The 13,531-nt window shown below is 53.3% G+C and carries 14 protein-coding genes and 1 pseudogene; 12 read left to right on the forward strand and 3 right to left on the reverse strand.

The window, feature by feature from the left end; all coding sequences use genetic code 11:
• The first annotated feature begins 128 nt into the window (after positions 1-128).
• Positions 129-1,132, forward strand: a pseudogene (locus P4S53_RS09815) (acyltransferase).
• A 31-nt stretch (positions 1,133-1,163) separates the two neighbouring features.
• On the opposite strand, the gene P4S53_RS09820 reads toward P4S53_RS09815, so the two are convergent.
• Positions 1,164-1,493, reverse strand: coding sequence for a DUF2500 domain-containing protein (locus tag P4S53_RS09820; protein ID WP_337112548.1), 330 nt, complete (start codon positions 1,491-1,493; stop codon positions 1,164-1,166).
• A 156-nt stretch (positions 1,494-1,649) separates the two neighbouring features.
• Here P4S53_RS09820 and P4S53_RS09825 point away from each other — a divergent pair, with 156 nt between their 5' ends.
• The 3 genes from P4S53_RS09825 (at position 1,650) to P4S53_RS09835 (ending at position 3,957) form a co-directional block, all read left to right on the forward strand.
• Entirely contained in the window at positions 1,650-2,015 is a 366-nt protein-coding gene (locus P4S53_RS09825; protein WP_337112549.1) for a DUF4145 domain-containing protein, read from the forward strand.
• Between the two features lie 969 nt (positions 2,016-2,984).
• Positions 2,985-3,611, forward strand: coding sequence for a lysoplasmalogenase (locus P4S53_RS09830; protein WP_337112550.1), 627 nt, complete (start codon positions 2,985-2,987; stop codon positions 3,609-3,611).
• A 22-nt stretch (positions 3,612-3,633) separates the two neighbouring features.
• On the forward strand, positions 3,634-3,957 hold the full coding sequence (locus P4S53_RS09835) for a putative signal transducing protein (RefSeq protein WP_337112551.1): 324 nt from the start codon (positions 3,634-3,636) through the stop codon (positions 3,955-3,957).
• Between the two features lie 58 nt (positions 3,958-4,015).
• Here the strand turns inward: P4S53_RS09835 and P4S53_RS09840 are convergent, their stop codons facing one another.
• Entirely contained in the window at positions 4,016-4,282 is a 267-nt protein-coding gene (locus P4S53_RS09840) for a DUF1145 domain-containing protein (RefSeq protein WP_027250511.1), read from the reverse strand.
• The gene (rsmD, locus tag P4S53_RS09845; RefSeq protein WP_337112552.1) at positions 4,279-4,884 is read right to left on the reverse strand and encodes a 16S rRNA (guanine(966)-N(2))-methyltransferase RsmD; all 606 of its coding nucleotides are present in this window, start codon (positions 4,882-4,884) and stop codon (positions 4,279-4,281) included. The genes P4S53_RS09840 and rsmD overlap by 4 nt, the downstream gene beginning before the upstream one ends.
• A 216-nt stretch (positions 4,885-5,100) precedes the next feature.
• Between rsmD and ftsY the strand changes: the two genes are divergently transcribed.
• The 8 genes from ftsY to glpD all read left to right on the forward strand — a co-directional run bounded on the left by ftsY (position 5,101) and on the right by glpD (position 13,480).
• Positions 5,101-6,366: a signal recognition particle-docking protein FtsY gene (gene ftsY / locus P4S53_RS09850; protein ID WP_442958682.1), complete on the forward strand. Its 1,266-nt coding sequence runs from the start codon at positions 5,101-5,103 to the stop codon at positions 6,364-6,366.
• A 2-nt stretch (positions 6,367-6,368) separates the two neighbouring features.
• A complete protein-coding gene (ftsE, locus tag P4S53_RS09855; protein ID WP_027250514.1) occupies positions 6,369-7,037 on the forward strand; it encodes a cell division ATP-binding protein FtsE in 669 nt (222 codons plus the stop codon).
• Entirely contained in the window at positions 7,027-7,953 is a 927-nt protein-coding gene (gene ftsX / locus P4S53_RS09860) for a permease-like cell division protein FtsX (RefSeq protein WP_337112554.1), read from the forward strand. The genes ftsE and ftsX overlap by 11 nt, the downstream gene beginning before the upstream one ends.
• Positions 7,954-8,101: 148 nt before the next feature.
• Positions 8,102-8,962 carry an RNA polymerase sigma factor RpoH gene (gene rpoH, locus P4S53_RS09865; protein ID WP_161458540.1) on the forward strand — a complete coding sequence of 287 codons (861 nt, stop codon included), beginning with the start codon at positions 8,102-8,104 and terminating at the stop codon, positions 8,960-8,962.
• A 594-nt stretch (positions 8,963-9,556) separates the two neighbouring features.
• On the forward strand, positions 9,557-9,883 hold the full coding sequence (gene glpE / locus P4S53_RS09870) for a thiosulfate sulfurtransferase GlpE (RefSeq protein ID WP_337112555.1): 327 nt from the start codon (positions 9,557-9,559) through the stop codon (positions 9,881-9,883).
• A gap of 58 nt (positions 9,884-9,941) precedes the next feature.
• On the forward strand, positions 9,942-10,793 hold the full coding sequence (glpG, locus tag P4S53_RS09875; RefSeq protein WP_337112556.1) for a rhomboid family intramembrane serine protease GlpG: 852 nt from the start codon (positions 9,942-9,944) through the stop codon (positions 10,791-10,793).
• A gap of 123 nt (positions 10,794-10,916) precedes the next feature.
• Positions 10,917-11,681 carry a DeoR/GlpR family transcriptional regulator gene (locus P4S53_RS09880; RefSeq protein ID WP_120513684.1) on the forward strand — a complete coding sequence of 255 codons (765 nt, stop codon included), beginning with the start codon at positions 10,917-10,919 and terminating at the stop codon, positions 11,679-11,681.
• Positions 11,682-11,965: 284 nt separating this feature from the next.
• The gene (gene glpD, locus P4S53_RS09885) at positions 11,966-13,480 is read left to right on the forward strand and encodes a glycerol-3-phosphate dehydrogenase (protein ID WP_337112557.1); all 1,515 of its coding nucleotides are present in this window, start codon (positions 11,966-11,968) and stop codon (positions 13,478-13,480) included.
• The last annotated feature ends 51 nt before the right edge of the window (positions 13,481-13,531 follow it).

Raw genomic sequence — 13,531 nt, forward strand, 5'->3', positions numbered from 1 at the left:
AAGCGTCTGCCTTTAGTTTGCCGTTAGTTAGTGTGGACGGCACGGCAGGGAGGGATGCACAAATTCTGAACAGGCAACTCATGACGCTTTCGTATTGAAAGCGGGCTGTCACAAGTGAAGGAGATCCCATGCGGGAAAAAATAGTCTTTGTCGACTTACTGCGCTGTGTTGCCGCCACCGCTGTGGTTGTGATTCATGTGTTAGGGCCTTACCGTGAACTGATCGGGCAGATCCCGGACCATGCCTGGATTACCGCGGTGAGTTATAACAGCTTCAGCCGTTGGGCTGTGCCTGTCTTTATCATGATCAGCGGCGCGCTCATGCTGACAGATACCCGGCCGTTTGAGCTCAATTATTATGTCCGGCGACGACTGGGTAAGGTATTGATCCCTTTTCTGGTGTGGTCGGTGTTTTATGCATTTTTTCCGGCCTGACCCCTGAGGGCTATCAGAGCAGTACCGCGATGACGACACTGGCTCACATGCCGGAGCACGAAACCTATTATCACCTGGGCTTTTTCTACTACTTCCTGCCTCTGTATCTGGTGATGCCGTTTTTGCAGGCGTGGGTGAAGCGGGCGGATCCCACAGCAGTGAAAGGGGTGACGCTGGTATGGATGCTGCTGACGGCTCTGTTTTTGTTTTACATCGACGGCCCCTGGAGCCACCAGCTGGTGCTGTACAGCGGGTATCTGCTGCTGGGTTATTGCCTTTATCGTTATTCCTGGCCGACTCTGGGCTGGTTACTGCCCCTGGGGATAGCGGCATTGCTGCTGACCGATTATATGGTACTCAGCCGCAGCTTTGCGGCCGGTGAATACATGGTGGGCCGCTGGCTGTCTTACAAAACCCTGAATACTGTGCTCATTGCCGCGATGGTTTTTATGGTGTGCCGTTATATTGCCGATCGCCTCAGTGAAGAGACGCTGACCAAGCTGGCCTTTGTGAGCCGTTACAGTCTGGGGATTTACCTGCTGCACCCGATTTTTCTGTGGCCGGTCAGGGCATTTGATTGGTACTTTATTCACCCTGTTGTGATGATACCGTTCTGGACTCTGGTGGCCGGCGGCCTTGCTTTGCTGGCGAGCTGGCTGCTCAGCCGACACCGGCTGACGGCCTGGCTGGTGCCCTGATGTATTGTCTTACTGACGATGGCGACATTTGTCAGCGCTTCAGTGCAAAGTGCAGGAACAGACGGCCTCGGTAGGTCAGGGTACCTGAGTCACCGGGATTCAGGGCGTGGAAGTAGTGCGGTCCGATCTGAAAATCACGTTTAGGGCCGCCTTTGACCGGCTGGACATATAGCCAATATTCTTCACTGTCGCTGCCGGGTTGCGTGTTGTCGACAGCGACGCTCTGTTTATCGAGTATCAGCACCTCGATTTTCTTTTCTATCGCCGCGTTGCCCGACAGATGACGGCGGTAGATGTAAGCGAATGAGGCGACAGCAACAACAAGCAACACCAGAAGAATCAGAACAAGAGTAACAGGCATAGCAGGCTCCTTAGGTAACTGCCCGTTATTATGCTTGAGTGTGTATCGGGTTGTCTGTGACAGAATGCGGGGATGGTGAGATCGCTGCCGGTAGATTTGCAACTGGCTGATCTCCTTGTAAGGTTAAAGAAGAAGTGTGTAGCAGGAGAGATGTGGGTGTCAGAAATTGAATTAGTGGTGAGCCGGAGCCGGCGCCTCGAGTATTTGCTGCGGCACCATTATCATGCGGAAGGAAAAGGGCTGCATCAGCTCATTACCAGCTGTGAAGAGCGTTTGCCGCATGAGATCATCCCGACTTTGCGTTATGTGGCCACCATACGCAATAAAGTGGTGCATGAGGAAGGATTTAGCCTGGATGACAGTCGTCGCTTTCGGCGGGCCTGTCAGGCGTGCGAAAAAGAGCTGACGCCCCGCAGTGCACGCAGGGTGTGGGCGGTTGCCGTGTTGCTGGTGCTAGGCATGACCGCGCTGGCGATGTGGTTTTATTCAAACAATTGGCACCATATCAAGCTGGATCCGTAACGGATGGCGCAGGATAGCGACACAATAAAAAAGGTGCCTCAGGCACCTTTTTTATTGGCTAATTTTATCTTTTGCTTAATAAAGCACAGGCAGCAACATGAGACCGGCGACGACGGCGATCATGACAAGCCCTTGTTTTTGAGAGGGTGATAACATAGTTATAGGCTCCTGTTCTGTTGCTGGAAAATTTGTTAAGAAAAGAATAGCACTTTTTTTGTCGCCTGATCAAAGGAAGAGTGTGATATTTAGCAATAAATTTACTTTTAGTTGTCATGAAATCCCTTTGTCGATGACATTTTGCTGCTGAAAATGGTGAGGTCAAAAAACAACCTTGTTGGGTTTTTAAGTTTTTGATCTCATTTAAGTATTTGATTATCATTAATTTTTATTGGTTTTATTATTCTGATTTTATCCGTGTTTAAGTTCTGGTTGTGGTTTTGTGCTCTGGCGGCGTCTGGCGTTAGTTATCGTTGTTTTTCGTGATAAAACTAAATAAAACAGGGTAAGGTATACAGCTGGCTCAGGTTTTTGCATACGATTTACGTTATTTATCGACATTCAGTGTTTAGTAAGTGCGTGGATGTCCGATAAAAGAGCTCAAGAGAGCTCTGACCTGTTTCTGGTGGTGTGTTTTGTTTTATCTTTTTGTTTTTATTGTGTTTTATTTTTTGTTTTGAACGGGGTTTCTATCCGTTTTCTTTACTGGATTTGCGAAACTGAAGCGGTATTTGTCGCATGAGTACGAACCTGGCGGTTTGGGCAGCGGAAGCGCATTGTTTTTGTTCTCAGGCAGGGAATCGCAGCCATAGCATTGAACGAAAAGGAATAAAAGTGGCGGTAAAGGAATAAGTTATATGAAAGAGTGATGGATCACAGAGGTGAGAATTGACCGGGTTTCTGGTCTATCTGAGCTAGACAAACTGTGTTTGCTTTTTACACTGTCACTGCTTTGATAACTCGGGTGAACGTATGTGGGTCTGGTTAGCCATTTCTTTTTCTGCTTTGTTACATATCAATGCCGCTTACCGCGGTCCGCAGTGGCAGTTTTATTTGTTTAAACCGCTGACGATTGTCTTGCTGCTGGCAACAATCCTGCAGTTTGGCCAAAGTGATGGCTATCAGCAATGGATCATGGCCGGTCTGCTGTGCTCCGTCGCCGGGGACATTTTTCTGATGTTGCCCAAAGACAAGTTTGTGCCGGGCCTGACCAGCTTCTTGCTGGCGCACATCGTGTATTCACTGGCCTTCTGGAATGAGCTGACCGGCTCGATTGTCTGGTGGCTGCCTGCCTTGCTGATGGGGGCCGGGATTATCGTCTATCTGCTGTTGCTGCCGTCGCTGGGCCGGCTGGCTCTGCCGGTCGGTGTCTATATCGGGGTGATTTTGCAAATGACCTGGGCTGCGGGTGAATACTGGCTGACGACCCGCACAGGTGCCGGCCTGGCTGCCTTTGCCGGGGCGCTGGTGTTTCTGGTCTCCGATACCTTGCTGGCCCTGGATCGGTTCAGAGGCCATTTCAGGGCTGCCACCGGCAGTATCATGACCACCTATTATCTTGCCCAGTCGCTCTTAGTGGTCAGTGTGCTGCTACGCTGATGATAAAGAGAAGGGTTTGGTAATGGCAGCTAGCTGGCAACAGATCTACCGGGCGGGCAACAGCCTGGAAGCGCACACCCTGAAAGGACTGCTGGAACATGCCGGTCTGGCGGTGCGTCTGACCGGGGAAAATCTCGGTTCGGCTGCCGGGGAATTACCGGCGGATGTGGTACAGGTGACAGTCTGGGTATCGGAAGAGGATGCACTGAAGGCGCGCCAGTTACTCGCCGGGTACGAGAAGGGGAATCAGCGGCGCTGGCGTTGCGTGTCCTGCGGCGAAGAGAACGAAGGCCAGTTTGACTGGTGCTGGCAATGCGGCACCGATAAACCCGAGACCGAGCGCTGAATCAATCAATGAATGAATCAACGAAGGGCGCTGTTAGAGCGCCCTTGCTGTGAGCTTTTTACACCATGTGCTTACGGCGAATATCCAGCAGCGCAAAGATGCCGAAAATCAGTATCGACCATTTTTCCCAGCGACTCAGAGACAGTTTGTCACCAAACGCACCGAGGAAAATCAGCATTTGCAGGCCATGCATCGCCAGCAGAAACGCCGTCATAATATACAGAGCGATCGCCGCCACACCCGGGAAAGGGTGGAACAGGTTGAGCAAAAGCACCGCCCAGACAAATCCGATCGCAACTTTCGCCAGTAAAATCAGCGCTTTCATATTTCCTCTCTTTGATACAGGCGGTAGCAAACTTGTCCCGCCGATTTTTCTTTGATGAGCTGCCAGTGTTCGGGCGTATCAGGCAGTCCCAGTTCCTTTTCTGCTTCCAGATAAATCAGGGCATTAGGGGTCAGCCAGCCATTGGTTTCCAGCAGACGAATTACCTCCGGCAGCATGTCACGCCGAAAAGGCGGATCAATAAAAACCAGATCAAAAGCCGACCCCGGTTGATTGAGGAAAGCCAGGCTGTCGGTCTGATGCAGCTCAGCTTTGTCGGTTGCCAGCGTGTCCAGATTACGCTTCAGCTGGCTGGCGGCTTTCGTGTCGAGCTCCAGCAGCGTCAGATGGTCAGCGCCACGCGATAAGGCTTCAAGACCCAGGCTGCCGCTGCCGGCAAAGAGATCCAGGCATCGCGAGCCGTGGATATCCGGTGCCAGCCAGTTAAAAACGGTTTCTTTGACACGGTCGGTTGTCGGGCGTAACCCGGCCACATCGTGGACCGGCAGTTTACGTCCTCGCCAGCGGCCACTGATGATACGCACAAAGCCGGCCTGGCTGGGCGGGTTAGCTTTGTGTCCGGAATGCGTCTTACGTCTAGTCATACATTTCTTCGACCGTAGAGAAAGTGGTAGTATACATGGGCCTGATTATCTTTGTGTTTGTTCGTTGTTACCTTGGCGATTGGCTATGTTTGCCGGGTACACTAAGCTGGCAAGCCCAAAGATAAACAGGCCCTTTATTTTCAGGCCGTAAATTGTACCAATCAATGTCTAGGATTTGCCAATGGCAGAAAAAAGAAGCGCGGATTATTTTCATGGCTGGGGTTTGGTGAAGAAGAACAAACCGAGCAAAAAGAACAGCATAAGCCGCAAGAAGAGACCATAGAGCCGGAGCAGCCTCAAGATGTCGCTACGGAGACGCAAACCCAGTCTGCTGCCGCAGAGGAGCCGGTTCCGCCTCATCAGGACATGGCGGATGCGGAAGCCCCGCTGACGCACCGCGACGCTGAGCCCGAATTGCCAGAGCAGAGTGTGCATCTGGATGTCGAGGCCGATACTCAGATCCGGCCGGTAGAAGACGAGGCACAGCCACAAAGCCAGCAAGCAGCGGCTGAACCGGTCTCTGCCTCTGAGGAGCCAGCGGTGCAGGAAAAACCGCCGCGCGAGGGGTTCTTTGCCCGGCTGATGAAAGGGCTGAAGAAAACCCGCAACAATCTGGGGGCAGGCTTCTTCGGTTTATTCCGGGGCAAGCAGATTGATGATGATCTGTTTGAAGAGCTGGAAGAGCAGCTGCTGGTTGCGGATGTCGGTATGGACACCACGCTCAAGATTATCGAAAACCTGACCGAAAAAGCCGACCGCAAACAGCTCAAAGATGGCGAGGCCCTGTACGGTCTGCTGAAAGACGAGCTGAGTGAGATGCTGGCCAAAGTCGAGCAGCCACTGGTGATCGACACCAGCCGCAAGCCGTATGTGATTTTAATGGTGGGCGTCAATGGCGTGGGTAAAACCACCACCATTGGCAAGCTGGCCAAGCAATTTCAGCAGCAGGGCCTGTCTGTCATGCTGGCCGCCGGGGATACCTTCCGGGCCGCGGCGGTCGAGCAACTGCAGGTGTGGGGCGATCGCAACAACGTGCCTGTGGTTGCCCAGCATACCGGGGCCGACAGCGCGTCTGTGATCTATGATGCGATTGAGTCCGCCAAAGCGCGCAATGTCGATGTGGTGATTGCTGATACCGCCGGCCGTCTGCAGAACAAAGGCAATCTGATGGAAGAGCTGCGTAAGATTGTCCGGGTGATGCAGAAAATTGATCCGCTGGCGCCGCATGAAATTATGCTGACCGTCGATGCCGGTACTGGCCAGAATGCGATCAGTCAGGCCAAACTGTTTAGTGAAGTGGCACCAGTGTCTGGTATTACACTGACCAAACTGGATGGCACGGCTAAGGGTGGGGTAATTTTTGCCATCGCGGATCAGTTCAATATCCCTATCCGCTACATTGGGATTGGCGAAGGGATTGAAGATTTGCGTCCTTTTGCCGCCCAGGAATTTATTGAGGCTCTGTTCAGCGACGAGGATTAACTGTGATTCGGTTTCAGCAGGTCAGTAAAGCATATCGGGGCGGTCGCCAGGCCCTGCAAAAAGTGGATTTCCATCTGGGAAAAGGTGAGATGGCCTTTCTCACCGGCCATTCCGGTGCCGGTAAAAGTACGCTGTTGAAACTGATCGCTGCGGTTGAGCGGCCGAGTGATGGCCGGATTTTCTTCAATGATCATGATATTACCCGAATCGACAGCCATCAGATCCCTTTTCTTCGCCGTCATATCGGGATGATTTTTCAGGATCACAGACTGCTGATGGACCGGACTGTGTTTGACAATGTGGCGCTGCCGCTGCAAATCGCCCAGTCTCCGGCCGGGGATGTGAAGCGGCGGGTTTCCGCCGCGCTCGATAAAGTCGGCCTGCTGGATAAAGCACAATGCCTGCCGATTCAGCTGTCCGGCGGGGAACAGCAGCGGGTCGGTATTGCCCGGGCTGTGGTCAATAAGCCGCTGGTGGTGCTGGCGGATGAACCGACCGGCAATCTCGATGCTGATTTGTCCCAGCAGATGATGGGATTGTTTGCCGAATTTAACCGGGTCGGGGTGAGTGTACTGATGGCCACCCACGATACCTCTTTATTAAGCCGTCACAGTTACAGACGGCTTGATTTACACCAGGGCAGTTTGCGCGAGGTGGCGTATGGCGCGTGAAGCTCAAAGCTGGTTCTCTGTCCAGCGACAGGTAGGTAAGCAGGCACTCACTGATTTATGGCGCCGTCCGGTGGGCAATGTGCTGACGCTGGCCGTGCTGGCGTTTGCTCTGACGCTGCCGGCCTGTTTTTACCTGGCGGCCAAGAATATTGCGATTGTCAGTCAGGCCTGGCAGAACCCGACTCAGCTGACGGTTTACATGGCGCCGGGTGCCGGCGATTCAGACGCCCGTGCCCTGAGGGATACGCTGGCAGGCTGGACGGAAATCCAATCGGCGGACTATGTCTCTCCTCAACAGGGACTGGATGAATTTCGCGCGCATGCCGGCTTTGCCAAGGCACTGAGCCTGCTGGATGAAAACCCCCTGCCGGCGGTGCTGATTATCAAACCTTCGGTGCAGTGGCAGTCGGGCAGCCAGGCGGAAATACTGGCCCGCAAGCTCAGTGAACAGGCCGGTGTGGATGATGTCCGGCTCGACAGCGATTGGCTGCAGCGTCTTGATGCCATCAAACAACTCAGTGTCACGCTGACTCTGTTAATGGCGGGTCTGATGCTGCTGGCGGTGTTCCTGATTGTGGGGAATACCCTGCGTCTTCAGTTGCAAAATCAGAAAGAGGCGGTCCAGGTCATGAAGCTGGTCGGGGCGACCAATACCTATATTCTGCGGCCTTTTCTGTACACAGGTGCCTGGTATGGCTTATTGGCCTCGGTAGCTGCGTTAGTGCTTACTACGGTGGTCAGCTTTATACTGGAAGGTGCAGTGGATAAGCTGGCAGCCTTGTATGGCAGTGATTTCCACTTAACCGGCCTGGCATGGGACGAATGCCTGTTGCTGATCCTGTTATCCGCTTTGCTGGGCATACTGGCGGCTCGTCTTTCGGCCGGCAGACATTTAAAAGAAATTGAACCAATATGACGAATCAGACTCTACCTATTGGTTACGCATGCTTGCATTTTGTGCAGTATTGAAGGCATTATTATCGGTCTGGCAGCGTCATGCTGCCTGACTGACGTGAAAGTCCAGGGGATTTAGCCCTGGCAAAGCATCCACAGGGGTTACTTGAATGACAAAAGAGATGACTTCATTAGCTTTAGTTTCTGCTGATAGCCTGGAAGGCTATATCCGGTCTGTAAACAGCCATCCGATGCTGACAGCCGAGCAGGAGCGGGAGTTAGCTGAGCGTCTGCATTATGACGGTGATATTGAGGCTGCCCGCAGTCTGGTATTGTCGCACCTGCGCTTTGTAGTCCATGTTGCCCGCGGCTATTCAGGTTATGGCCTGCCAATGGCTGATCTGGTTCAGGAAGGCAACATTGGTCTGATGAAGGCGGTCAAACGCTTTAACCCGGAAGTGGGTGTCAGACTGGTGTCTTTTGCTGTCCATTGGATCAAGGCTGAAATTCATGAGTATGTGCTGCGTAACTGGCGGATCGTGAAAGTTGCGACCACCAAGGCTCAGCGTAAACTGTTCTTCAACCTGCGTAAGGCGAAAAAGCGCCTTGGCTGGTTTAATAATGAAGAAGTCGAAATGGTGGCCGAGCAACTGGGTGTGGAAACCAGTGAAGTGCGTGAGATGGAATCCCGTCTTGCTGCGCAGGATGCCACTTTTGATATGCCGGCCGATGATGACGAGCGTGATAACAGCTACACAGCACCTGTGTATTTCCTGGAAGATAAGTCATCTGACGTGGCGCTCAGTTATGAAGAGAATAACTGGGAAGATCACGCCAACAATCGTCTGTCACTGGCACTGGCGAATCTGGACGACCGCAGCCAGCACATCGTGCGTTCACGCTGGCTGGAGGACGATAAGTCCACATTGCAGGATCTGGCTGATCATTATGGTGTCTCTGCCGAGCGAATTCGCCAGCTGGAGAAAAACGCGATGCGCAAATTGAAAGATGCCGTCGGTGAAGCGCTGTAACGATCCGTAGGGCGCAGGATCCTGGGGGTAAGGATCCCTGTGGGTCGCTGGATTTTCTATCCACAAACTTATTGAATGAAGAAACCGGCTTTGAGCCGGTTTTTTTATGCCTGAACACCGATGGAATGGCGGTTTGCTGAGTGAGCACGGGCTGGCCTGGTGGCGGCTGAAAATGTTATCCACAGGCTTTGATCGGATCTTTACTATATCTAGTGGATCCTTTTGGGCTGAAACACATTATCAACGCTATTCACAGTTTTTTCCACAGCTGGTGAAACTATGATCAGCAGGGTGCCGGCTGACACAGCCAGTCTGACTAACTCTCGATCCTGTAAGGAGATTTGGCAAAACCTGCAGGCAAAAGGCAGCCAGATTTTTTTCAAAGCTGTGAGTAACTGAGTATACTGGCTGGCATTGCAAGAATTGGGAATACCGCGCTCAATGAGCCAGGATCCCTGGGCATATCATTGCCGCATACTATTGCCATATACCATGGCCGGTTTTTACGTCGATCGTGTGTCGCGTAAGATCGTGTGATGAGGGGGCCGCAGCCAGATGCCGGCCCCCGGTTGAAAATTAAAGAATGAGGTCATCATGGAGCAGTTTGAACATATCTCGGTTGAGCAAGCCTACGCATTATTACAACAGTCCGACACCAAGGCGGTACTGGTTGATATCCGCGATCCTCAATCTCACGCCTTATCTCATCCGGCGTCTGCTTTTCATCTGACCAATGACACTATGGTCAGTTTTATGGATGATGTTGACTTCGAGCAGCCGGTGATCGTGATGTGCTACCATGGGATCAGCTCTCAGGGCGCTGCCCAGTATCTGATTAATCAGGGGTATGAAACCGTGTACAGCATGGACGGCGGCTTTGAAGCGTGGCGTCGTCAGGCCTATCCGTGCGTTGAGCAGTAATTCAGCCAGATGATCACCCTGCGCCTGCCGGCGCACAACTTTTAACAGGGAGTCTGAGATGCAGCGTATCGCCGTGCTCAATAACCCTCGAATGGCACAGGCCTTCATCGATTACATGGCCTCCCGTGGTATTGAACTGACCCTGGCCGCTGAACCCGGCGGCCAGTTTGCCATTTGGTTGTCTGACCCAGCACATCAGGTAGAAACCGAAGCCGAGTGGCAGCAGTTTCTCCGCCGTCCTGACGATCAGAAATACCAGGCTGCCTCCTGGCAGGTGGCGAACCGCCGCCAGCAGCCTTCGTTTCGTTACGACAGTCCCAGTATGGTTGACATGGTCAAGTCGGGTGCCGGGCCTGTCTGTTTGCTGGTGATGGTGCTGGCGCTCGGCATTTACGGTGGCTGGCTGCTGGGCTGGCAGGTACCGCTATTTTACTGGCTGCATTTTCCGACCATGCAGGGCGACAGCTGGGAAATCTGGCGTTATGTGTCTCACACGCTGATCCATTTCTCCGCACTGCATGTGATATTTAACTGTCTGTGGTGGTGGGTGCTGGGCGGACGGCTTGAGCGACACAGCGGCAGCGGCAAGTTACTGGAAGTCTTCATCGTTTCCGCGCTGGTATCCGGCCTGGCACAGTTTTGGTTCCACGGCCCCAACTTCGGCGGCTTATCCGGCGTGGTTTACGCATTGATGGGTTACCTGTGGTGGCTGGGCTGGCTGGCCCCTTCGCGGGGCCTCACGATTCCCAATGGCTATGTCGTCTTTATGCTGGTCTGGCTGGTCTTAGGTTTCGTTGGTGTGATGGGGTTTGAAGTAGCCAATATGGCACATCTGTTCGGGTTGATTTCAGGATGCCTGCTGGCTTTTGTCGATGCGCATCTGCGGCAGCCGGCGGATTCTGCACAGTAAGGTTTCAGCCAGGAGTGGGATCACTTACCTAGTAACCAGACCGATTGCCCAGTAAGATGAGCACGCCCGGAAAACGGGCCACTACGGTCATTGGAACTTCGTCAATCAGGAGCAGTAACAGCAGTGAAGCAAAGCAAACGTCATCAGGAGATCATCGATCTTGTGAAAACTCAGGGCTATGTCAGTACCGATGACCTGGTTGCCCGTTTTAACGTCAGCCCGCAGACGATCCGCAGGGATCTCAATGAGCTGGCCGAAGAGAATAAAATCCGGCGCCATCACGGCGGGGCGACAGTGCCGTCCAGCTCGGTCAACACGTCCTACACCACCCGTAAAGTGATGCAGCTGGCCGAGAAAGACCGTATCGCGCAGGCGATGGTCAAGCATATCCCCGACGGCGCCACGCTGTTTATTGATATAGGGACCACGCCGGAAGCGGTGGCGCGCGCCTTGCTGGACCACGCCGACTTGCGGATCGTGACCAATAACCTGAACGTCGCCGGTATTCTGACCGGCAAAGATGATTTCAGGGTGATTCTGGCCGGTGGCGAAGTGCGTAATCGTGACGGCGGTATCGTGGGGGAAGCGACCCTGGATTTCATCTCCCAGTTCCGTCTGGACTTTGGCATCATCGGGATCAGCGGCATTGATCTCGATGGCTCCCTGCTGGATTTCGACTATCACGAAGTCCGGGTCAAACAAGCCATTATTGAAAACAGCCGCTGTGTCATGCTGGGTGTTGATCACACCAAGTTCGGCCGCAATGCCATGGTCAATCTGGGAGACATCAGCCAGATTGATATGCTGTTCACCAATAAAACACCGCCAGAGCCGCTGGCCAAGCGGATGGCAGAGCTGGATACCCACCTCGAAATCATCATCGACTGACAGTGCTGGAGATGAGCGTTTTCGCTCATCACGGTTTGCAACGAGCATTGTTCTGCCTGCATACACGCGGAAAGCTGCCTGATAAGGCAGCTTTTTTTGTGCGTATGATCAAATAGGTGTCATTTTTCGAGCATAAAAAGGATGATATTCGCTTTTCAATTGGCTATATTGAGCGATATCGAACATTTATGCAAAGTGAACACTTTCGAATGCATGGCCTAATATAAGCAGAGAGGCAATGCATACGGTAAGCGCGCAGCGTAGTTAAGGCACAGGTGAAAGGCATGACAGCAGCAAACGAGATTCTGGATATTATCGTCGTAGGGGGTGGCATTAACGGTGCGGGTATTGCCGCTGATGCCGCAGGTCGCGGGTTGAAAGTGGCACTGTTTGAAGCCGATGATTTTGCATCTGCCACCTCGTCTGCCAGTTCAAAGCTGATCCACGGGGGTCTGCGCTATCTTGAGCATTACGAGTTTCGCCTGGTTGGCGAAGCCCTGGCCGAGCGAGAGGTCCTGCTGCGAAAAATCCCGCATATTGCCCGGCCAATGCGTTTTCGCCTGCCGCACCGGCCGCACCTGCGTCCTGCCTGGATGATTCGGGCCGGCTTGTTTTTGTATGATCATTTAGGAAAACGTACCACTTTGCCCGCCAGTGAAGGATTACGCTTTGGAGCGGATTCCGCGCTGGTGCCTGAAATTACCCGCGGCTTTGAATATTCAGACTGCTGGGTTGATGATGCCCGTCTGGTGATCTTAAATGCGATGGAAACCGCGGCCCGTGGCGGTGAAGTGCGGAACCGCTGCCGGGTTGAAAAGGCCGAGCGTGACGGCGAGCTGTGGCAAGTGACTGTGCTGGATAGCCAGACCGGTGAGCGTTTCATTCGTCGCTCGCATGCGCTGGTCAACGCGGCCGGCCCGTGGGTGAAAACCTTCTTTGACACCAGTCTGGATACCCCGTCGCCGCGCAATATTCGCCTGATCAAAGGCTCGCATATCGTGGTCCCGCGCGTGCACGACGAGCCGCAGGCCTACATACTGCAAAACGAAGATAACCGCATCGTATTTGTGATTCCTTATCTGGACAGATTCTCCATTGTCGGCACCACAGATGTGGAATACCACGGCGATCCGCGTCAGGTGGCGATTGATGAAGACGAAATTCGCTACCTGCTCAAAGTGTACAACGATCACTTTAAACACAAATTGCAACGCCAGGATGTGGTTTGGACTTACTCCGGCGTCCGTCCGCTGTGTGATGATGAGTCAGACTCACCGCAAGCCGTGACCCGTGATTATACGCTGGAGCTGGAACAGGAAGGCTCTCAGCCGCCCTTGCTGTCTGTGTTTGGCGGCAAGCTGACCACTTATCGCAAGCTGGCCGAATCGGCACTGCGCAAGCTGGCGCCTTTCTTCCCGGACATGGGACCGGCCTGGACGGCGCAAGCCTGCCTGCCGGGCGGCGAGGTGGATTTTGACCGTGAGCGCCTCAGTGCGGATTTACGCACCCGGTTTAGCTGGATGAGCGCCTTTACCGCCGATCGCATGGCAACCAATTACGGTGTCCTGAGCTGGCAGATCCTGGAAGGTGTCAGCAGTGAAGCAGAGATGGGGCAGCATTTTGGCGAAGGTTTTTACGCCAGAGAACTGGATTATCTGATCAGCCGTGAGTTTGTTGTCAGCGCAGACGATGCGCTGTGGCGGCGCAGCAAGCTGGGGCTGTATCTGAATCGTGAGCAGCAACAGGCGGTGGCAGAGTATATTGCCTCGCAACATGGCAAGGCGCACGCTGCAGCCTGATACTGTGTAATGAAATACGGGAAATAAAGACCAAAGCGCCCATCGGGCGCT

The sequence above is a fragment of the Photobacterium sp. Hal280 genome (genome assembly GCF_037162255.1).
In the GTDB taxonomy this organism is placed as follows: domain Bacteria; phylum Pseudomonadota; class Gammaproteobacteria; order Enterobacterales; family Vibrionaceae; genus Photobacterium.

Coding starts and splice junctions, on each gene's coding strand:
- glpE (WP_337112555.1), top strand. CDS start 9,557: ATGGAGCAGTTTGAACATATCTCGGTTGAGCAAGCCTACGCATTATTA.
- P4S53_RS09840 (WP_027250511.1), bottom strand. CDS start 4,282: ATGAAAGCGCTGATTTTACTGGCGAAAGTTGCGATCGGATTTGTCTGG.
- P4S53_RS09820 (WP_337112548.1), bottom strand. CDS start 1,493: ATGCCTGTTACTCTTGTTCTGATTCTTCTGGTGTTGCTTGTTGTTGCT.
- rsmD (WP_337112552.1), bottom strand. CDS start 4,884: ATGACTAGACGTAAGACGCATTCCGGACACAAAGCTAACCCGCCCAGC.
- P4S53_RS09835 (WP_337112551.1), top strand. CDS start 3,634: ATGGCAGCTAGCTGGCAACAGATCTACCGGGCGGGCAACAGCCTGGAA.
- ftsX (WP_337112554.1), top strand. CDS start 7,027: ATGGCGCGTGAAGCTCAAAGCTGGTTCTCTGTCCAGCGACAGGTAGGT.
- glpD (WP_337112557.1), top strand. CDS start 11,966: ATGACAGCAGCAAACGAGATTCTGGATATTATCGTCGTAGGGGGTGGC.
- glpG (WP_337112556.1), top strand. CDS start 9,942: ATGCAGCGTATCGCCGTGCTCAATAACCCTCGAATGGCACAGGCCTTC.
- P4S53_RS09830 (WP_337112550.1), top strand. CDS start 2,985: ATGTGGGTCTGGTTAGCCATTTCTTTTTCTGCTTTGTTACATATCAAT.
- rpoH (WP_161458540.1), top strand. CDS start 8,102: ATGACAAAAGAGATGACTTCATTAGCTTTAGTTTCTGCTGATAGCCTG.